Source organism: uncultured Mailhella sp. (genome assembly GCF_944324995.1).
Lineage (GTDB): Bacteria > Desulfobacterota > Desulfovibrionia > Desulfovibrionales > Desulfovibrionaceae > Mailhella.
Window position 1 is genome coordinate 54,506 of record NZ_CALUYL010000013.1, and the last position, 20,224, is coordinate 74,729.

Sequence of the window (20,224 nt, forward strand, 5' to 3'; positions counted from 1 at the left end):
CCGCGTCCGGCTTCTCCCGGAGCCGGACGCAACGCCTCCCCGGCGGACAACGCGCACGACACATTCCCGGCTTTCCGCCCAGCGCAAAGTCGCCGCTCTGACGCCTGTCCGCCGCCTTCGGGCGAGGCCCTGTCAAGCGGGCACGCTCTGCCCGGCCTTCTGCGAAAACATCCCGCCCGGATCCCTGCCCGGGCGGGATGTTTTTTCTTCGTCGGAAAATGATTCTTTTGGGTCCATGCGGCGGCTCCCCCCAGTCGAAGCGCCATTCTCTCCCTGCGCCCGGAATTTACGCAGACGCCTTCTGTTTCCGTTGCCCAGAGAAAGCGCTGCTCACGCTCGGCCTGCGCGACAGGCAAGAGCCCTCCCTCTGCCTCCGGCTTCGGCAACGGTCCTTTCCAGAAAAACTCTTCGCAAAACACATCGCGCCCCCAGTCGAAACGCCCCTGACGGACGGCATCAAAAAAGTTCCCGCTTCCGATGATGAAAAACGTTTTTTCCTCATGCGGCCTTTCATCTTCTCCGTCGCCTCTCGTTCCCTTCACAAAAACACGGCCCGAAAGCTCTTCCCCTGCGTCCTGATTTCTGCAACACTGGGCGCGCTTTCTTTCGACGCGGACGGACCTTTCCGCGCGAGGGCAGGCAGATGTTTCAACTCTTTTTCAGGATGGCACTCATGAGCAGTCTTGTTTTTTCCGCACTCGCGGCCGCATCCTTTCTCGGCACGGCGTTTCTGCTCTTTCCCCGCAGGGCAAAGGCCGCGGAAACCATGTCCACGCCCACCGGCGTTCTGATCTACGACAAGGAAAAGGCGCTGGACGGCTATACGCTGATTTCTCCCATGCAGTCCACGTCCAGCTACCTTCTGGACATGGAAGGCAACATCGTACACGAATGGAAGACCGCCGGACTTCCCGGCCTCTATGCCGAACTTCTGCCGAACGGCAACCTGCTGCGCGGCATACGCTATGAAAAGAAGGTGCCCTTCGGCGGCGTGACCGGCGGACTTCAGGAAATAGACTGGGACGGAAACGTGGTGTGGGAACACCGGATATACGACGACGGCAGACTGAGCCACCACGCCTTCGACCGCATGCCGAACGGCAACACGCTCATCGTGGCCTGGGAACACAAAAGCTGCGAGGAGGCCGAGGCCAGAGGCCGCAAGCCGGGAACCCTGCCCCGGCCCGGCGAGGATACCGGACACAGCCCCGCCTACGACGGTCTGTGGGCCGACTACATCGTGGAAGTGGACAAGGAAGGACGCGAAGTCTGGTCGTGGCACGCCTGGGACCACATCGGCACGGGCAAGGACGAGTTCGACATCAACTACCGCCTGCCCATCAAGAACTACTACGGAGATTCCGACTGGATGCACATCAACAGCGTCCGGTACAATCCCGAGACCGACCAGATTCTCATAAGCTCCCGCAACTTCTGCGAAGCGTTCATCGTCAGTCACGACGCGGAAGGCAGGGTGCTGTGGCGCTTCGGCAACCCCGCAAGTCACGGCGAAGGGGAACGCCCCTCCTTCTGCAACGACGGCAGTCAGCTGCTCTTCGGCAATCACGACGCCACATGGCTCGGCAACGACCGCATCTCCCTGTTCGACAACGGCTGGCAGCGCCCGCAGGCCAACCGCTCCCGCGCCGTGGTCGTGGACATCCCCTCAGGCCGCATCACCTGGGAATATGCGGCCAACAATCTCAATTCCTTCTACAGCGCCTATCAGGGTTCCGCCCAGCATCTGCAAAACGGCAATGTGCTCCTCACGTCCACGGCCACGGGACACATTTTCGAGGTGACGCAGGACAAGCGCGTGGTATGGGAATACGTAAGCCCGTTCATGAGCAACGGCGAAGCCAAGGCCATGCTTACGGAAGAGGACGCCACGGCCGACCCGGACGGCGTGAAGGACATCAATCTCACAAACAACGTGGTGCATCGCGCCTTCCGCTACGCTCCGGACTATCCCGGTCTGGCGGGCAGGGATCTTTCCCGAAAGACGGAAGTGTTCCCCGGCGCGCCGAAATGGCATGAACTCTTCGCGGAAGCGTCCCGCCTCTCGTCGCCCATAAACGACCGGTAAATCTCAGGCCGTCTTTGTCTCCGGGCCTTCCGCCATGCGGCAGAGGGCCCGTTTTTTTTATCCTTTTTTGTCCATGAGGCCGAACTGTTCCAGCTTGTCGTAGAGCGTTCTTCGGCCTATGCCCAGAAGTTCCGCGGCCTGTGTCTTGTTGCCGTTGCACAGGGAAAGCGCCTGCTGAAGCGCCTGAATTTCCGCGTTGCGCACCGCGTCGGACAGCGAAAGCGGCGTTTCGGACATAGCTTCGCCCGAAACAGGCGACGCGAAAACGGCGCCGTCGGCCATGGTGCCCAGCGATTCCGGCATGAGCCTGTCCCCTTCCGTCAGAAGGAAGGCGCGCTCCAGCACGTTTTCCAGCTCGCGGATGTTGCCCTTCCACGGCTGACTGTAGAGAATGTTCATGGCCGCGGGGCTTATCTGCGTCACGTTGCGGCCGTAGCGCTCATTGAAACGGCTGATGAAAAAGCCGATGAGCGCGGCCAGATCCTCCCGGCGCTCGCGAAGCGGCGGCAGGTACAGCGGAATGACGGAAAGACGATAGAAAAGATCTTCGCGGAAGCGGCCCGTCTTCACATCCTCTTCCAGATGGCGGTGCGTGGCCGCAATGAAGCGCACGTTGATGCTCACGCTCTTGTTGCTGCCGACCGGGCGTATTTCGTGCTCCTGAATGGCGCGCAGCAGCTTGGCCTGCGTGGAAGGCGAAAGCTCGCCTATTTCATCGAGGAACACCGTGCCGCCCTGCGCTTCTTCCAGAAGGCCGCGCCGCGTGCTCACCGCGCCGGTGAAGGCCCCCTTCACATGACCGAAAAGCTCGCTCTCCAGCAGCGATTCCGGCAGGGCCGCGCAGTCGATGGTAAGAAAGGGCTTGTCCCGAAGAGAGCTTGCGCGATGCACGTATTCCGCAAGACGGCTCTTGCCCGTACCCGTTTCGCCGGTAATGAGAATGGGCACGCTCGTGCCCGCCACCTTGCCTATGGTCTTCAGCACCTGCTTCATGGACGGGCTGTTGAAAATGAGGGAGACGGGCGTCTTTTCCCCGCCCCTGTCCTGAAGCTGACTGTGTACCCGGGCATGTTCGGCCGCCCGCTGCACCAGCGAAGCCAGTTCGGCGTTGTTCACGGGCTTGGTCAGGTAGCTGTACGCGCCGAGCTGCACGGCTTCCACGGCGCTCTCAATGGTGCCCACGCCCGTCATCATGATGAAGGGAATCTGCGCGTTCATGGCCCGCACGCGGCGCAAGACCTCAAGTCCGCTCATGCCCGGCATGGAAAGATCGCACACCACCACGTCTATGCCGCCGGCGGCCAGTCTGGCCAGCGCCCGCTCGCCGGAAAGCGCCGTTTCCGTCTTCCAGCCCTTGCGCGAAAAAAGCAGGGCCAGAATCTCATGCCATTCGGGATCGTCGTCCACCACCAGAATCTGATAACCGCTTTTCCTGTTCTCGCTCATAGTTTCACCTTGAAGTCGCTTTTGCGGCTGAGAGTGTAACGACAAGCTCTTCTTCCGTAAAGACGAGCGCAAAACAAGGCTGCGCGAAAGCGGGCACAGCCTTGAGCGTGTGTGCAGAGAGCCGCACATGCCAGGCGCAATCAAAGCCGGAACAGGCGGCTGCATCATAAATAATCCACTGCAATCATTGGCCATATAATCTTTTGGAACGATTCATGCATGAGAGGAGGAAGGCAGCCCTCCCTTTTCCTCTGCGGCACGCGTTTTCGCACGAAAGAGCGGGCTGCCCCTGCCAGACCATTCAACCACAAGGAAGTTGTGATGAACAAACTTCTCGTTTCCGGCGTCGCGGCGGCACTGCTCTGCCTTCTGTTCACCGGCGCTCCGGCTGCGGAAAGTCCGCATGGCCTCGCCCCGGCAGGCGACATGCCCTTCATTCCCGATCTCGGAGGTCTCAGGCACAAGACCTTCAAGAATCAGTACGGTCAGCCGCGCAATCTTTCGGAAGCCGTGCTCGTGCGGAAAAGTTCCGTCAAGGACGGCAAGGCCTTCGTGCCCGCAGGTGGCCTCTGCTACATTTCCGAAACCGAACAGGATGCCGCGCCCTTCAGGCGCGATCCGTTCCTGCTGCTCGGCGAGCACGCCTATCTCGTGGATCTTCGGCAGAGCGTGCGCACCGTGCGCGACGTGTCGCTGAAAAAAGGCGAAAAGACGCCGGTGGATCAGGCAGGCTACCGCCTGTGGTTCGACTACGCCACCGATCACTACGACCGGCCCTACATTCAGATGGCGCTCATCGCCCCTTCCGGACACTGGCCCATGGAATTTTCGGTGTCGTCCAAGTTCCCGGCCATCAAGGACCTGCCCGACCGCAGCCACATGGAAGGCGACGTGGAACAGCTCGACGAATTCTTCCTTGATCCGGTGTTTGAGTACGGCGCAAGCCGCTTCGAGGTGAAGGATCACGACTTCCAGAAAGCCACCTTCTCCTCGCTTTCCTATCCGGTCATCGAGGAGGCCACCTTCTCCCTTTCGCGGCCCGTGGTGCTCGATCTGCGTCAGGAAGAATACCGGCTCTGCGGCACGAAGCGCCTCTACGCCTTCCGCGAAAGCAACGGCTTCCGCGTCCGCGTCACCGACTTTGGCGGCGACAAGGTGCTCGCCGAAAAGCTGATCCGCCCCATAAGCTCGCAGGGCTACAAGGACGAAGCGCGCGAAAAGGACGCCTACAGCCTCACCGTGCCCGGCGAGGACATGCGCATAGAAATCGCCGTGCAGCCCGAATATCTGCGCCATTCCGACTTCGTGCCGTGGTCCACGGCCGTGCCCCACGACTGGCAGGACGGCATGCTGAGCTTCGTCGTCTATCGCGACCTCGTCACCGTGAAGAACGGCGAGCCCTGGCCGCTCGACGAACGCTACACCGTGGGGCTGGAAGCGAGCCTGCTCACGGGCAAGCTCCAGCGCCTCACCCTGGAAAACGCCGCGCCCTTCACCCTTGAGGCCGGAAACGACAGCTACGACGGCCCGGTGAAATATTCCGACGTGTGGAACCGTCCGGCCTTCCGCCTGGTGGCCGACGACATGGAAGGCAACCGCGTCCGCAGCTACTACCTGCGCGACGCCTTCTTCCAGCGCACCGACAACCTTGCCTTCACCGACAAGGGCCGCCGGAACATCGACTGCTTCATCGGCCGCACGCCGACCTTCATTTCCGTGCTGGAAGACAGCTTCCTCAACCGTCTGGCCATGCCCGACTTCGGCACGGAAGTGCAGGGCTCGCACTTCACGTCGTTCCCGAGCGTCATGCCCAGCATGGCCTTCCACTCGCCCGATCCCACGGCACCCTTCGGCGGCCTCATGCGCGGCTTCGGCCGCGAGCAGGTGACCAACCGCCGCGGCGAGAGACTCACGTCATCCGAGGGCCTCGTCATCCGCGGCAGCTACGTGGACTGGAAAAACAACCGCATCGTCATTCCGCCCTCCGGCCTGTTCTACACCTCGCGCAACGCCCGCAACGTGCGCGCCCTGAACGGCGAAACCTTCTACATGCTCGGCCGCCGCGCCTACATGGCCACCTTTGAGTCCACCACCTTCACGCGCCGCAATTTCGACATCGACTTCTGGCGCGTGCAGCCCGACGCCAGCCTGCACCCCATCTACTGGCAGGATCAGCCCCTCGGCGTGAACAACAAGGTGCTGCGCTTCACGGAAAGCCACCTGCTCGACGACCGCCCCATGGCGCAGATCAACGTGGTCAAGTATTCGGGCAACAACTTCGGCGCGCCCTTTGAACTCGCGCAGGGCCTCAGCCGGGAAAACGGCGACCGCTACTACCTGCACGACCGCTTTGCCGAAGGCGCCACCTGGATTGAGCCGGAATTCGTGGGCGAAACCTACGTGCGGGTGAAGAGCTTCGGCACGCCCGCCATTCAGAGCGTGCAGTACACCTACGAAAAGCCCGTGCGCCTGCTCCTCGCCCCCGGCGAAGAAAAGCCCGTGGGCAAGAAGCACACCCTGAAGCTTGTCGCCTTCGACGAAAAGGCCGGCACCGCTTCCGTGGAACTTCGCCGCAACGACGGCTCGCTCTCCGAAACCAGAACCCTCGGCCCGCTCAACGCCGAAACCCGCGCCTTCCTGCCGCAGCATCAGCGCGTGGTGAACTCCCTGCAGTTCCAGTTCGACGAGGGCAAGGACAAGGTGCTCGCCGAAATGGACGTGAAAACGCCCTTTGAAAAGGGCAAGGCCGCCTTCTACGCCTACGTGGACCTCAAGAAGCTTGAAAGCGACACCCCCTTTGAGGGCGATCCCCGCTTCATGGTGCGCCCCGACGTGTGCGGTCACTGCTATCAGCTCAACGAAATTCTGCTGGACAATCCCGAACCCATCATTCTGGACAGGGACCATCCCCGCTTCGACGGCCCCCGCATGGCCGACGGCAAGCCTCAGTTCAGCATCGTCATCGACAGTTTCGACGGAGAAATGATCCACGCCTGGCACATCGAAACCAATTACCGCAAACGCGTGTTCAAGAGCGCCAATCTGGCCTTCCAGCCGCGCAACAACATCGACGTGCTCATGGGCGTGAACGGCACCATCGAAGGCTTCCTGCGCGCGTCGCTCATGGAACGCTCCGCCTGGCAGGAATACTGGCGCACCGGCGCGCATCCTCATCCCGAACGCGGGCTCGACGCCTGGCTCGCCCGCAAGTTCCAATAGGCAGGTACCATCATGAACATTCCCTATGAGGAGCGCCGCCGCTCTTTCCTCAGCTGCCTCTACAGCATGCAGGAATCCCTGCCCGGTCTGCTGGCCATGTTCTTCATCGCGCTGTTTTCCAACAATCTGGCGGGGAGTCCCAATCCCCTCACGCTGGAAAACCTGTTCTCCTGGCTCGACGCCGTCATCGGCCCCGTCAATCATCAGCCGCTGTTCCAGACCCTCAATTCCAACTTCGTGTGGAATCCCTTTCTGATGGGTCTTGTCATCGGCAACGTGTTCGGCGTGCCCGATTCCTGGAAGCGCGGTCTTTCCTACATTCACATTCTCATGCCGCTCGGCATCATCATGCTGGCGCCGCACTTCGTGTTCAGCCACGCGGAAAAGGCGGGCATGCCCCTCATTCTGCTGGCCTTCGCCGTCATGCTGTTCACCGCCGCCGTCACGCTTGTGCTCGGCAGACTCCTGCGCATGGACGACCGCCACTACTCCACCATCGCCGGCGCGCTCTCCACGGGCGACCCCCACGTGGTGGCCATTCTCATGCCCATGCTCAAGTCCAAGGGCGGACAGGTCATCAATGCGCTGGGCTGCATTCTGCTCTTCGGCCTCGTGGCCTCGTTCCTGCTGCCCCTGCTCGGCCACGCCCTCAACATGAACGACAAGGCCTTCGCCGTGCTCTCCGTGTTCGGCATAGGCAACACCGGCCAGATGTTCAACGCGGCCTTCGGCTACAGCTACGAAGCCGGTCACTGGGCCCACTACGTGGAGCCTCTGCGGCACGCGCTCATGCCCGCAGGCTTTCTGTTCGTGTTCGTGGTCATGTTCGTGCGCTCCCGCATGTTCGCCGACGAGTCCGGAGTCATGGCGGCCCGCGCCCACAAAAGATTCCCGCTGTTCGTCACGGTGTTCATCATCGTGTGGATCGTGGTGCAGTTCCACGTGGTGAAGGAGCCCGCCCATCTCGCCGTTTTTGAACTCGTGAAGTGGGACTTCTCCCTCGCCGCAGCCGCCCTCGGCCTCTCCCTTTCCCTGCGCGACATCGCGCAGTGGGGCTTCAAGGGCCTGGCGCTCGCGTTTGCCGCGGGCATTCTGCGCATCGCCGTTCTCGTCATCTGCCTGCTGGCCGCGGCCAGTCTCAAGTTCCCGCTCATCTAAGGAGGCAAGCATGCGCCATTCCCACACCACCGACGAAGAAGGCTTCGACTTCATGGACAATTCCGGCGAGGAAGAACATGATCGCGACATGGTGGGCATACTGCTTGCCGTGCTCTTCATCGCGCTCGCGGTGATCTTCCAGCGCACAGGACTGCTCTAACGCCGACAGCAGCTCTTCCGGCGCCTCCGCGTCGGAAGCTCCTCTTCCCGTCCGGCGCATCCCCGGCCGGACGGGGCATTTCCGAACCTTCCGTCAACGCCGCGCCCGGCATCTTTCCGGGCCATTTTCAAGGAGCCGTCATGACCGGCATTACGTTCTATCTTCAGATACTGTTCGCCCTGCTGCTCTTCTGGGCCACGGCAACGGCCATCTACATGGGCATATTCCACGCCCACGCCTCCCGCAGTCTCGGGCGCAGGCACGCGTGCCTGGCCGTCTCTTCGCTGCTGTCCTTCGCCGTCTGTTTTCTCATGTATTCCTGGTCCTATCTCAGCTGGTAACACGCAAAGGAGATCCATAATGAAACGCTCCCTCATTTCCGCCCTGGCTCTGGCCCTCTGCCTTGTCTTCGCCTCCGCCGCCTCCGCCGAAGAGAACGGCCTCAACGTCAACACCGCCACGCAGCAGGAACTCGCCGCCGTGCCCGGTCTCAACGCCGATCTGGCCAAGGCCATCGTGCAGTATCGCGAAGAAATGGGCGACTTCATGTCCATCGACGAGCTCGCCGACGTGCCCGGCATGGACAAGGACGCCCTTGACGCGGCCAAACAGGCGCTGCGCGTGGACGCCATTTCCGGCGCCGAGTGCAACTGCTGATCGCCCCGAACGACACGCAAAAAAGCCTTCCCCGTACCTGACGGAGAAGGCTTTTCTTGTTTTGTGCGAATATGTTACGCCTGCGGCCTGCCGCAGAAGCGCAGCAGCCGGGAAAGAAAGGCCAGCGCCTGCTTGAACGACGCCTCGTCGGCAGCGAGAGACTGCGGGCGGGGAAGCTGAATGACCAGTCTGCCGAACACGCGCTCCTGACAGAAGGGAAGCAGCGTCTTCGGCATGGAGAGCGCGTCTCTCGCGTCGGAGCCGAAAAGCAGCAGCACGCGCGGATTGAGCAGCTTCACCCCGGACCAGAACAGCGGGGCTCCGGCGTCCGGCTCTCCGGCAAGGCCGCAGGGCCAGAACACGTGGGTTCCGCCCGGATGCCGAAGCTCCATGAGCATGCGCACGATGACCTTGCGGCGCACGTCGTCGGGCCTGCCGGTGAGATCCTCGTCGAGCCCGGCGTAGGTCCAGAGCACCAGAGGATGCGGCGGCAGCGGACGACGATTTTTGAACACCAGCCAGCGTTCGGGCCAGGCCTCCACGGGAAGCGCGCCCGGCGTGGCAAGAAGTGCGGAACTCCCGGGAGTAGAAGCCCGTTCCGGAGCTCCTGCGCCCGGACGGGCGTTCGGCGCGGCGCTCTCCGCCTCCCGCCGGGGACGATTCGCCTGCGACGGAGCAGACGGCGCGGAAGAAGGCGCGGCGGCCTCGCGGGGGGCAGGCCGGGCCGCTCCGGAGCTTCGCCCGTCACCTGAGCGAGAAAATTCCCCGGGCCGGAACGTCCCGCTCCTTGGCGCGGAAACGCCGGTCGCGGGCGAAAGCGCGTCTTCCGCGCACTGCGCCGACGAGTCTCCCGTCGCACCGCGCAGTTCAGCCGCGCGCTGCTCGCTCTCGACAAGCAGCGCGGACAAACCCGCCTTGAGCCACGGGCGAACTATGGCGGATCGAACCCTCATACGAACAGCGTACGCACCCAGTCTATGATCTTCCAAGCCACCTGCGGCTTGGGCATGTCGGGCCACACTTCGTCGCGGCCCTGCGCGTCGGCCACATACACGCGGTTGGCCGCGCGGCCGAAGCCGTCGGAAATGCGGTTGCCCACAATGACGTCGGCTCCCTTGGTGTCCAGCTTGTGATGCACGGCCACGCCGAGCGCGTCCATGTCGGGCACGCTTTCGGCGGCAAAGCCCACCACCACCTGACCTTCCGAACGCTCTTCGGCAAGGGTGCGCAGAATGTCGGCGTTCGGCAGGAACGAAAGACTGAAGCCGTCGCCGGCCCTGTCCTTCTTGAACTTGCCCGGCCCGTGCGGTTCCGGACGAAAATCCGCCACCGCGGCGGTGAACACGCCCGCGTCGGCCGAGGGCCAAAGCTCCTGCGCCTTTTCCAGCATCTGCGCCGCGCTCGTCACGTCGTGGCGGTGGAAGGCCGGATCATTGGGCATCCACAGATCCACGGGGCCGCACACGGCATGCACTTCCGCGCCGCGCAGCCACGCCGCCACGGCAATGGACGCGCCCATGACGCCCGTGGAACCGTTGGTCCAGAAGCGCACGTCGTCCCAGGTTTCGCGCGTGGGGCCGAGCGTGAGCATGACGGTTCTGCCTTCCATGTCCTGCGGGGTCAGCGCCTTGAGTCCGGCAAGGTAGATCATGCGCAGATCGGCAAGGCGCCCCTGCCCTTCGTCGTGACAGGCCACCACGCCGCAGTCCGGCCCCACGAAGGTGAAGCCGCGCTCGCGCAGCGTTTCCACGTTGGCCTGCGTGGCCGGATTGCGCCACATGCGCGGATTCATGGCCGGAGCCACCACCACGGGGCCGTCGAAGGCGAGAGCCTGCGCGGAGAGCATGTCGTCCGCCAGACCGTGCGCCAGACGGGCCAGCATGTCGGCCGAGGCCGGAGCAATGACCATGGCGTGGGCGATCTGCCCCGGTTCCAGATGCTCGAACGGCTCGTCGCCGCCGAACATGTCCCCGTACACCGGAGACGCGCCGAGGGCCTTGAACGTGAGCGGCGTAATGAACTTCTGGGCGGCGGCGGTGAGCGTGGCGCTCACGCCCGCGCCCGTGTCCTGCCAGCGATGCACCAGCTCGGCCGCGCGAAAGGCGGCCACGGAACCGCAGACGCCGAGGTGCAGCCTCTTGTCCGCGAAGCGCTTGAACAGCAGATGCTTTTCCATGAAAGAATCCTATTCGGAAAGTTTGGTCACCTGACCGGAACCGCCGTAGGTCGTTCCGGAGTAGGTTGCCGGGCCGGAATACGAGGAGCCCGAAGAGACGCCGGAAGACGAGGACATGCCGCTGTTCACGCTGTTGTGAACCTCGGGCACGAGGCTCAGGATGTCCACGTTCACGCCGTTGACCACCCACACGTCCATGGACGTGGTCATCACGCCCTCGCGGTAGAAGATGGCGGCGTAATGCGGCGACTTTTCATAGAGCTGCACGGAACGCACGCCCACGCTGGATCCGCGCAGCTGCCAGCCCTGACGGGCCATGTTCTGCATCATGACGTTGGCCAGCGAAGTGCCGTCCACGCGGCCGCTGAAGGATTCCAGACCGAACTTGCTGCCGTCGGGCCCCACGGTGACCAGCGTTTCGGAAGGAATGGTGCTCATGGGCGCGGGAATGGGCACGTCGCGGAACTGGGAAATATAGGTTTCCGTAATGCTGGGCTGTTCAAAGGGATTGCTGATGGTGGAAGACATGCCGGAACAGCCGGTGAGCATGAGAGCGGCGGCCAGTCCGGCAAACATCGTGCGAGCATTCATGAACGTTACCTCCGAAAGGGGGGAAGATGCCTGTGCGGGAAAACAGGGCCGGGGAAAAACGGCCTGTTTTCTCCGTCTTATGTCCATAGTTACCCTATGCCAAAAAAGGGGGATGTGCAAACGCCAATGCGGCCGCCCGGGCGGGGAATCAGCATCCGCCGCCACCGCCGCCACCGCCTCCGCTGCCCGCGCCTCCGCCGTCGCCGCCGAAGGAGCTCGACGAGGATGCGGCCGACGCCTGCGCCCCCGCGTAGGAGCCGATGCTGCCTTCCGCCGCCGAGGCGAAGGCTCCCGCGAGCGCGGGCGTCAGTTCCTGCCCGCCGGAGAGCGCCGCCGCGCCGAGCGCTCCGGAAAAATGCGCGCCCCAGGCCTGTTCGAGGCCGAGGGCCACGGCGTAGGGCAGAAGCTCCCGATAGTGCTCAAGCGTGCGCTCCGGGGGATTCAGCGCATTCAGGGCCGGGCCTTCGGCCATGCGCATGTAAAGTTCCAGCCCCTCTATCTGATCGAGCAGGGCGCGCGCCTCCCGGGTGGGCCTGTCCATGATGAATCAAAAGACGAAGGGAATGAGCACGGCCAGCGCGGCAAGCGCGGTGGCGATTGGAGAAAGCAGCGCCGCCGCGTCCCGGAACACGGCAAAGAGCACGGCCAGCGAGATGCCGAGCATGGCGAGAATCATGACGAGCGCGCACACGACAAAGCCCCGGCTTCCCGACTTCAGGCGCGACACGATGAGCCGTATCATCTGCTGCACAAAGAAGAACGCGAAAAGCTGAAAGCCCAGCGCCGGAACAACGCCGTGGGGAAGCGCGCCCCCCGTGACCCATCCCGTCACGGCCGCAAGGCCGATCAGCGCGGCGGCCATGCCGAGGAACATCCACACCGAGCCGAACAGTCCGTTCATGAAGCCGCCGCCCGCGCCCTTCCACATGCTGCCGTAGTCGCGGCGAAGCTGCGCCGTCATGGCCCGCTGCATGCCGTAGAGCGTTTTGCCGTGCGCGGCATCCACCCTCACGGATTCCCGGCCCATCGCCTTCAAAATCCGCTCCTCTTCGGCAAACGGCGAACTGCCCCGGCCGGGCTCCAGCACGAAGCCTTCCTTCGCGTTGCCCAGGATACGGCAGCATCCGCGCCCGGCAAGCGAAATCACGGCCGCGCCGAAGCATGCGGGCGTCACCCGGTTCTTGTGAAAGACGTAGCCCGCCGCCGCAGGCGACACGGGCATGTCCCGCTCGCCGCTTTTGCCGTTGCCGCGGCGCAGCACGGGCGGATGAAAAAGAGGCACGATGACGCCCTTACGCGGCTCCCTGCCGGTAAAGAACCAGGCGAGGAAAAAGTAGAGGAAAAGCGCCGCGTCCAGCACGGCGTACGCCATCGCGCCGGACAGGGAACCGACGACGGCCCCGCCGGCAGGCGCGACAAAGCCCTTGCCCCAGCCCGCGGCCACGGTGAAATCCTCGCCGGGCTGCACGGCCCGCTGCGCGTCAAAACGCATGACAAGGCGCTGATGCTGCACCTCATAGCTCATGCTCACCGGAGAATTTTTGCTGCCCGCCCTGCCGATCCAGGCCCGCTGACCGAAAAACGGCGCGCCCGCCGGACAGAGCACGACGCACGAAGCCTGCTCCACGGGAGCTTCCCAGCCGCTGCCCGTGACGTTCCAGGTCAGCTCGTCGTTGTCCTCAAAAAGGCCGATCTGACCGGTCATGCGGTAGGAAAGAAAAAATTCATGCCGTCCCGGGGTGAGCCGCCGCTCCCTGTCGCGCTGATACACCCGCACAAGACCGGGGCTGCGGCGCACGTCGTCGGCGGGAAGAGGCCGCCCGTCGAGACTCACGGCGAGCACCTCCATGGAGGCGGGCTGCCGCGGCCAGCGCGTCGTTACGGGAATGTCCCGGAAGATTCCGTGAAACTCGCCCTCGGCGGGAATCTCCACCGTCAGCGTCTCGTTCACCACGATGTCGCCGTTGCCCGCCACGTCCACAAACGCGTCGAACTGCCGCACACGCACGGGCGCGGCCAGCGCGTCCGCCGCCATGAGCAGACAGATGATCGCCGCCAGAATCCACCGCTTCATGCCATCCTCCCGGAGAACTGATCCGCGTTTTCAAGAGCGCCCAAACGCCCGCAGGCAGGGCGCAAAAGAGCGCAGGGGGCGCGACTTCCGCCCGCCTTCAATCGACGCCGCAACCCGAACGCCGAGTTTTCCCCGCGAAAGCGCCTCCCGCGCCGCATCTACGCGACGGGAAAGCCCTTGGGCGCGGCGGCTTCCTCCTCGCCGGAGAGCTCGAAATATTCCATCTTCCTGAAGCCGAACCATCCGGCGACCACGTTGCTCGGAAACTGCATGACGCGGTTGTTCTGCTCGCGCACCGTGCCGTTGTAGTAGCGGCGGGACATCTGAAGGTCGTTTTCCAGTTCCGTGAGGGAGTGCTGAAGATGAAGAAAATTCTCGTTGGCCTTGAGTTCGGGATAGGCTTCCGCCACGGCCAGCAGACGGCCGAGCGCAAGGCTGAGGCCCTTTTCCGCCTCGCCCACGGCGCGCGCGTCGCCTCCGGCAACCTTCATGCCCGCCTCTCTGGCTCCGGCCACGGCGGAAAGCACGTCCTTTTCATGCACGGCGTAGCCCTGCACCACGCTGATGAGCGCAGGCACCAGATCGTGCCTGCGGCGCAGCTGCACGCTGATGCCGCTCCACGCCTCCTCGGCAAGATTCCGCCCCCGGACGAGCGCGTTGTAAAAAAGCATGAGCGCCACGCCCAGCACCACAAGAACGGCAAGAACAACGCCTGCGACAAGCATGGGAGACTCCTTTTTCCGACAGGAAAAGGCTGAGGTTTACGGCAACATTAAAACAGGAGAAGAGGCGCAGAGCAAGCGGCACGCGTCCGACACGAACATCGCACAAAACACCGCCGCGGCGCGTTTTCAGCCACGCAACGCGAGCCTTTTGCAGCAAACGCACTGCACACCGTCAAAAAAAAACGGCGACGCCTCCCAGATTCAGGACGCGACGCCGAAGTTTCACAACAATTTCCTGGCAACGGACGACAGACAAGACAACGCGGCAAGGCGCGGCAGGCTCTTTCAGGCAACAGCGGCCCGACATCGCAAAAAACGCCGGAACGAGGCGACGCAGCCTTCACCCCACGGACGAAGGCTTTGCCGAAAAAGCGTCGGGTTCCGAGGATTCCGACTCCGGCGAGGGGGTTGTTCCGTCCGGCGACGCCGCACGGGCCGGGGAATTTTCGTTCCCGGAAGAGTCTCCGCAGGCCGACGCGGCTCCGCACTCCGGAAGATTCTGATGGTCCGGCGCGGCGGGCGTCTTCACGGGCCAGCGGCGCACCTCGAAGGGCACGGTTTTGCGCATGCTCTCAAGCAGTGCCTCAAGCTCCTCCCGCTGATGCGGAGAAAACAGCAGCTTGAACAGGGCCGCACGGGGATCAAGCACCGTGAGCATGGCCAGATGCCCGCCCCCGCCTTCCAGAAGATAACGAAAAAGACCCGTATCACGAGGAGCGATACGGATCAGCAGCATCTCGGATGCGCCGGCCGCAGGAAGCCGGACGGGCTTGCGCCGCCTTGCGCCCTTCCCGGACTCGGGACGGGCTCCCCCGGACGAGGGAATGGCGAGCGGCTCCATCTTACTTCATGCGGTAGGTAATGCGTCCGCGGGTGAGATCGTAGGGCGAAAGCTCGACCTTCACGCGGTCGCCGGGCAGAATGCGGATATAAAACTTGCGCATCTTGCCGGAAATATGGGAAAGCACTTCGTGGCCGTTTTCCAGCTTCACGCGGAACATGGCATTGGGAAGGGCTTCTTCCACGATACCGTCCACTTCAATGGCGTCTTCTTTAGGCATGGTTCCTCCAAAAAAAACTATCGAGACACCTTCCCCGAATATGCCGCCGCTGTCAAGGGAAACTCCCCCTCCGCGCCCCGGTTTCCGCGCCGTTGCCCATCTTTTTCTTCTGTCCTATACTCGGCCCGGCCCGCAGGGCCGTCATTCTTCCCGTTTCGAGGTCTCCCATGCGTCTGCCCCGCGCCGCCCTGCGGCGTCACGCCCTGCGCGTTCTGCTCGCGCTTGCCGCCGTCGCGATTGTTGCGGCCGCGCCGCCCGCGCTTTCCGCCGGACTCCCCGGCCCCGGCATCTGGCCGCGCGCCGTCGGCGCGGGACTTTTTGTCGGCGCGCTGCTTCTGCCCCCCGCATCCGCCGCCAAAGAGCGGCCCTCCCGCAAGGCCCTGCGCGAAGCAGGCGGTCTGCTCTTCTCCTGCCTGCTCTGGATGCTGCTTGTCCATGCCGCAGGCTGGCTTCCTGCCACCTTTTTCGCCGCGCTCTGCGCCTGCCGCTTCGGCGGCTGTTCCCGCAACGAATCCCTCGCGCTCGCCCTGCTGCTGTGCCTCGCGCTCTGGCTCGGCATGGAAAAGCTGCTGGCCTGGCCGCTGCCGCAAGGCGCGCTCTTCTCCTTCGCCCCCGGAGCGTAGGCCGTGGACGCCTCTTTGTTCGACCCTTCCCTGCTTTCCGGCATGGGCTCGGCGCTCTCCGCCCTCTGCTCCCTCAAGCTGTGGCTGCTCGTGCTTGCAGGCGTGTTTCTCGGCATGACCGTGGGCGTGCTGCCGGGCTTCGGCCCGCCCGCGGCCATGGCCCTGCTCTTTCCCCTCGTCTATGTGCTCGAACCTCTGCCCGCCATCTCCCTGCTCTCCGGCATTTTTTACGGCGCCAAGTACGGCGGAGCCGTCACATCCATATTAATGGGCATTCCCGGCGAAGCCGACGCCGTGGCGACTCTCTTTGAAGGCCATCCGCTGGCCCTCGGCGGCAAGGCCCGGCAGGCCCTCGCCACGGCTACGCTCGCATCCTTCACCGGCGGCATGTTCGCCTCGCTCGCCATGCTGCTGCTCGCTCCCGTGCTTTCCGGCGCGGCGCTCTTCTTCGGCCCCGCCGGTCGGGCGGCCGTCATGGCCTGCGCGCTGCTGCTCGTCGCCTTCACCAGCCCCGGCGGCCCGCGCCGCAGCCTGTGCATGATCTTCCTCGGTCTCGCCCTCGCCCTGCCGGGCATGGATCCCGTGTACGGCGCAGAGCGGATGACCTTCGGCGCGTGGCGGCTCTCCGAAGGCGTGGAGCTGACATCCCTGCTGCTCGGCCTGTTCGGTCTCGGCGATCTCTTCAACGCCCTGCTCTCCGGCCCGGAAAAAATCCGCGCCGCCGCGCCGGACGCCGTGCCCTGCCTGCGCCGCCTCTCCACCGCCCTGGCGGCCCTTCGCGGCAGCGTTCTCGGATTCCTCACCGGTCTTGTGCCCTGCGGCGCGGGCGTCACCGCAAGCTTTGCCTCCCACGCGCTGGAAAAGCGCCTCAGCAAGCATCCGGAACAGTTCGGAAAAGGCGCCTGGGAAGGCCTCGCCGGGCCCGAAGCCTCCAACAACGCCGCGGCCATGGCCTCGTTTGCGCCGCTTCTGCTCATGGGCCTGCCCACCAATCCCATCATGGCCGCCATGCTCGGCGCGCTCACCGTCGTGGGCGTCACGCCCGGCCCCTCCCTGCCCGAAGATCAGCCGGACTTCTACTGGGGGCTCATGTTCTGCCTCATCGCGGGCAACGTCATTCTGCTCGTGCTCGGCCTGACCCTTTCAGGCTTCTGGGCAAGGCTCGCGCGCCTTCCCTTCCGGCTGCTCTGGCCCGTGATCTGCCTGCTCTGCCTGACGGGCTCCTACGTGGGAGCCGACGGCATGTCCGGCCCGGCGCAGTGCGTGCTCTTCGGGCTTCTTGCCGTGGCGCTCCGGCGCTGCGGCTGTTCGCCCGCGCCCCTCGTGCTCGCCTTCGTGCTCGGCCCGAGACTGGAAACCCATCTCATGCAGACGCTCCTCTCCTTCTGGTAGCCGTCAAAACAGGCCTCCTTTTCGCCTTTTCTGTCATTTTTTATAAAACTGATTGAACGCTCAAAGAAGGCCGTCTTGCAAATAACGCACGATTATAATACGTTACACCGATATATCCGATACTCTTATGTGAAAAAATTTTTTATGCTTGCCGATTTCATTTTTACCTGTAGAGATATGCACCATGAAATGGCGTATTCCATACTTCGGCCTTGCCGCCCTCTCTCTCCTGCTTCTCTCTCCAGTTTCCGTTCCGCAGGCCCGCGCCGCAGACGGCCCCATTCAGCTGTCCATCGCCTTCAGTCCGGGCGGAGCCCTCGACGCCGCAGCCCGCGTGCTCGCCCATGACGCCGAAGCCGTTCTGGGAAGAAACATCGTTCCCCGGAACACGCCGAGCGGCGGCGGCATGACCGCCGTGGCCAGACTGGCACAAGACAAGGCCGACGGCTCCCGCCTCGCCGCCTGCGTGACCAACGCGCTCATTTTCATTCCCACCGTCAACAACGCGCCCTACGATCCGCTCAAGGACGTGGAGCCTCTGCTCATTTTCGGACAGGCCTCCCCCGTGCTGGTGACGCGCCCCGGCGCGCCCTGGAAGACTCTGGACGACTTTCTTGCCGCCACGCGCCAGGCCTCCGGCGAAATGCGCATCGGCGTTCCCGGTCTGGGCACGCCCTCCCACGTCGCCCTTGCCGCCATATCCGCCAAGGATCCCTCGCTCAAATGGCGCTTCGTGCCCTTCGGCGGACCCGGCGAAGCCGAAGCCGCCCTGCTCGGCGGCCACGTGGACGCCGCCGCGAGCGGCGCGCTGCCCCGCGTGAAGAACGGTCAGCTTCTTCCGCTCATGGTTCTCGCAGGAGCGAGGCTCCCCGCCCTGCCGGGCGTGCCCTCCCTGAGCGACAAGGGCTTCGCCGATCCCGGACGCGGCGACTCCTCCTTCATTCTTCTCGCGCCGGCCGGCGTGCCGCCGCAGACTCTGGACGAACTTTCCCTCGCCTTTCAGAAGGCCGCCGAAACCGGCAAACTTGCCAAGACACTGGAAGGCTTTTCCGCCTCTCCCGTGCTTTTGAACCGGCAGGAAGCGAAAGCCTTTCTCAAGGACGCCTGGGCACAGGAAAAAGACATTCTCAAAGCGGCGGGCATTGCCGACAGGTCCGCCGCCTCCCCCGACCAGGGGAAAAGCCGGACATCCTCCGCAGGAGAATGATTCCGGCCGGCGGAAAAACTGCCGTCCCGGACAGGAGGGACGACGCGCTTTTTCCGCTGCGGGCGCCTCGCCGAACGCGCCGCGCCCCACCCGCAAACGTCCCGCAGGGGACACGGAACGCCCTGACCGCCGTCGCAGGCCGGTCGGAGCCAGGATTGTACCAGGAGGATATCCACATGTCTTGCAACTGCACGGCCAGCCCCATTGACCTTGCTCCTCTCATGGACATTCTGAAACCCTACAAGCAGAACCCGAAAGGCGCGCTCATTCCCGTTCTGCAGCAGGCCCAGGATGTTTACGGCTATCTGCCGCAGGAAGTGCTCGAAACCATCGCGTCGGAACTGAACGTTCCGGTGGCGGAAGTGTTCGGCGTGGTCACGTTCTACGCACAGTTCCACCTCAATCCGCGCGGCAAGAACATCGTCCGCGTCTGTCAGGGCACGGCCTGTCACGTCCGCGGCGGGGCCGCCATTCTTGAAGCGGTGAGCCATCACCTCGACATCAAGCCCGGCGAAACCACCAAGGATCTCAACTTCACGCTGGAAACCGTGGCCTGCCTCGGCGCCTGCGGTCTGGCTCCGGTCATGATGGTGAACGAGAACACCCACGGCCGCCTGACCCCCGACGACATTCCCGGCATTCTCGACAGCTACCTGGCATAAAGGAGAGGACGACATGCTTGAACTCAAACGTCTCACTTCCGTCGACGCCCTCAACAGGCTGCAGGAAGAAGCCCGGCCTCTGCTTGATCTGCGCAACTACAACCGCGCACCCGACCAGGAAAAATATCAGATCCTCATCTGCGGCGGCACCGGCTGCACCTCCTCGGGCAGCATGAACATCCGCGACGCCCTCCAGGCCGCCATCGACAAGAACGGCCTGAGCGACCGCGTGAGCATCGTGGTCACCGGCTGCCACGGCTTCTGCGAACTCGGACCGCTCGTCATCTTCTATCCCGGCGGCATCTTCTACGTGCGCGTGCAGCCCGAAGACGCCGACGAGCTCATCAAGACCACCGTGCTCGAAGGCAAAACCGTGGAGAGGCTCCACTATCAGGGCCGCACCGGCAAAACCCCGCGCCACAGCTACCGCGACATGCTCTTCTACAACCTGCAGAAGCGCCTCGTGCTGCGCAACTGCGGACGCATCGATCCGGAAAACATCTTTGAATACATCGCCAACGGCGGCTATCAGGGCATAGCCAAGGCCCTTTCCATGGGCCGTCAGGCCACCCTTGAGGAAGTGCTCAACTCCGGCCTGCGCGGCCGCGGCGGCGCAGGCTTCCCCACCGGCCTCAAGTGGAAGTTCATGGCTTCCGAACCGGCCGAACCCAAGTACATGCTCTGCAACGCCGACGAAGGCGATCCCGGCGCGTTCATGGACCGCTCCGTGCTGGAAGGCGATCCCAACGCCGTCATCGAAGGCATGCTCATCGGCGCATGGGCCACGGGAGCCACCGAAGGCTATGTGTACGTGCGCGCCGAATATCCGCTCGCCATCAAGCGCCTCGGTATCGCCCTCGCCGAAGCCGAAGCCCTCGGACTCATCGGCGACAACATTCTCGGTTCCGACTTCAGCTTCCATCTGAAGATCAAGCAGGGCGCGGGCGCGTTCGTGTGCGGCGAAGAAACCGCCCTCATGCGCTCCAT

The 20,224-nt window shown here is 63.8% G+C and carries 20 protein-coding genes; 11 read left to right on the forward strand and 9 right to left on the reverse strand.

Translation table 11 applies throughout. The annotated features are described in order from the left end of the window. Positions 1 to 673: 673 nt before the first annotated feature. Positions 674 to 2,086 carry an aryl-sulfate sulfotransferase gene (locus Q0K02_RS07005; protein ID WP_294486604.1) on the forward strand — a complete coding sequence of 471 codons (1,413 nt, stop codon included), beginning with the start codon at positions 674 to 676 and terminating at the stop codon, positions 2,084 to 2,086. Positions 2,087 to 2,143: 57 nt separating this feature from the next. On the opposite strand, the gene Q0K02_RS07010 is transcribed toward Q0K02_RS07005, so the two are convergent. After that, on the reverse strand, positions 2,144 to 3,532 hold the full coding sequence (locus tag Q0K02_RS07010) for a sigma-54 dependent transcriptional regulator (protein WP_294486606.1): 1,389 nt from the start codon (positions 3,530 to 3,532) through the stop codon (positions 2,144 to 2,146). Between the two features lie 321 nt (positions 3,533 to 3,853). Between Q0K02_RS07010 and Q0K02_RS07015 the strand changes: the two genes are divergently transcribed. From Q0K02_RS07015 to Q0K02_RS07035, 5 genes are all read left to right on the forward strand, one after another. Next, the gene (locus Q0K02_RS07015; RefSeq protein WP_294486610.1) at positions 3,854 to 6,751 is read left to right on the forward strand and encodes a hypothetical protein; all 2,898 of its coding nucleotides are present in this window, start codon (positions 3,854 to 3,856) and stop codon (positions 6,749 to 6,751) included. A 12-nt stretch (positions 6,752 to 6,763) separates the two neighbouring features. Continuing rightward, entirely contained in the window at positions 6,764 to 7,909 is a 1,146-nt protein-coding gene (locus Q0K02_RS07020) for a putative sulfate exporter family transporter (RefSeq protein ID WP_294486615.1), read from the forward strand. Between the two features lie 10 nt (positions 7,910 to 7,919). Then, complete coding sequence (locus Q0K02_RS07025) at positions 7,920 to 8,069, forward strand: hypothetical protein (RefSeq protein WP_294486618.1); 150 nt, start codon at positions 7,920 to 7,922, stop codon at positions 8,067 to 8,069. 140 nt (positions 8,070 to 8,209) lie between these two features. Then, complete coding sequence (locus tag Q0K02_RS07030) at positions 8,210 to 8,410, forward strand: hypothetical protein (protein WP_294486621.1); 201 nt, start codon at positions 8,210 to 8,212, stop codon at positions 8,408 to 8,410. Positions 8,411 to 8,429: 19 nt separating this feature from the next. Next, on the forward strand, positions 8,430 to 8,726 hold the full coding sequence (locus Q0K02_RS07035; protein WP_294486623.1) for a helix-hairpin-helix domain-containing protein: 297 nt from the start codon (positions 8,430 to 8,432) through the stop codon (positions 8,724 to 8,726). Positions 8,727 to 8,800: 74 nt separating this feature from the next. Here Q0K02_RS07035 and Q0K02_RS07040 read toward each other — a convergent pair whose 3' ends face one another. The 8 genes from Q0K02_RS07040 to infA form a co-directional block, all read right to left on the reverse strand. Further along, positions 8,801 to 9,268: a hypothetical protein gene (locus Q0K02_RS07040; RefSeq protein WP_294486626.1), complete on the reverse strand. Its 468-nt coding sequence runs from the start codon at positions 9,266 to 9,268 to the stop codon at positions 8,801 to 8,803. A 407-nt stretch (positions 9,269 to 9,675) separates the two neighbouring features. Then, entirely contained in the window at positions 9,676 to 10,902 is a 1,227-nt protein-coding gene (coaBC, locus tag Q0K02_RS07045) for a bifunctional phosphopantothenoylcysteine decarboxylase/phosphopantothenate--cysteine ligase CoaBC (protein WP_294486629.1), read from the reverse strand. 9 nt (positions 10,903 to 10,911) lie between these two features. Continuing rightward, positions 10,912 to 11,493 (reverse strand): hypothetical protein, encoded by a 582-nt coding sequence (locus Q0K02_RS07050; RefSeq protein ID WP_294486632.1) that lies wholly within the window; start codon positions 11,491 to 11,493, stop codon positions 10,912 to 10,914. Between the two features lie 148 nt (positions 11,494 to 11,641). Beyond that, positions 11,642 to 12,034: a hypothetical protein gene (locus Q0K02_RS12365; RefSeq protein WP_363315669.1), complete on the reverse strand. Its 393-nt coding sequence runs from the start codon at positions 12,032 to 12,034 to the stop codon at positions 11,642 to 11,644. A 6-nt stretch (positions 12,035 to 12,040) separates the two neighbouring features. After that, positions 12,041 to 13,567, reverse strand: coding sequence for a DUF2207 domain-containing protein (locus Q0K02_RS07055; RefSeq protein WP_363315670.1), 1,527 nt, complete (start codon positions 13,565 to 13,567; stop codon positions 12,041 to 12,043). A gap of 158 nt (positions 13,568 to 13,725) precedes the next feature. After that, a complete protein-coding gene (locus Q0K02_RS07060; protein ID WP_294486634.1) occupies positions 13,726 to 14,292 on the reverse strand; it encodes a LemA family protein in 567 nt (188 codons plus the stop codon). A gap of 340 nt (positions 14,293 to 14,632) precedes the next feature. Next, complete coding sequence (locus Q0K02_RS07065; RefSeq protein ID WP_294486636.1) at positions 14,633 to 15,028, reverse strand: DUF4911 domain-containing protein; 396 nt, start codon at positions 15,026 to 15,028, stop codon at positions 14,633 to 14,635. Between the two features lie 106 nt (positions 15,029 to 15,134). Further along, entirely contained in the window at positions 15,135 to 15,353 is a 219-nt protein-coding gene (gene infA, locus Q0K02_RS07070; RefSeq protein WP_077071795.1) for a translation initiation factor IF-1, read from the reverse strand. Between the two features lie 167 nt (positions 15,354 to 15,520). Here infA and Q0K02_RS07075 point away from each other — a divergent pair, with 167 nt between their 5' ends. From Q0K02_RS07075 to Q0K02_RS07095, 5 genes are all read left to right on the forward strand, one after another. Then, the gene (locus Q0K02_RS07075; protein ID WP_294486638.1) at positions 15,521 to 15,976 is read left to right on the forward strand and encodes a tripartite tricarboxylate transporter TctB family protein; all 456 of its coding nucleotides are present in this window, start codon (positions 15,521 to 15,523) and stop codon (positions 15,974 to 15,976) included. Positions 15,977 to 15,979: 3 nt separating this feature from the next. Next, entirely contained in the window at positions 15,980 to 17,368 is a 1,389-nt protein-coding gene (locus Q0K02_RS07080; protein ID WP_294486641.1) for a tripartite tricarboxylate transporter permease, read from the forward strand. 184 nt (positions 17,369 to 17,552) lie between these two features. After that, positions 17,553 to 18,575 (forward strand): tripartite tricarboxylate transporter substrate binding protein, encoded by a 1,023-nt coding sequence (locus Q0K02_RS07085; RefSeq protein ID WP_294486642.1) that lies wholly within the window; start codon positions 17,553 to 17,555, stop codon positions 18,573 to 18,575. A 176-nt stretch (positions 18,576 to 18,751) separates the two neighbouring features. After that, entirely contained in the window at positions 18,752 to 19,237 is a 486-nt protein-coding gene (gene nuoE / locus Q0K02_RS07090) for an NADH-quinone oxidoreductase subunit NuoE (protein ID WP_294486646.1), read from the forward strand. A gap of 13 nt (positions 19,238 to 19,250) precedes the next feature. Beyond that, on the forward strand, positions 19,251 to 20,224 hold a 974-nt coding region (locus Q0K02_RS07095), incomplete at its 3' end, for an NAD(P)H-dependent oxidoreductase subunit E (RefSeq protein ID WP_294486649.1).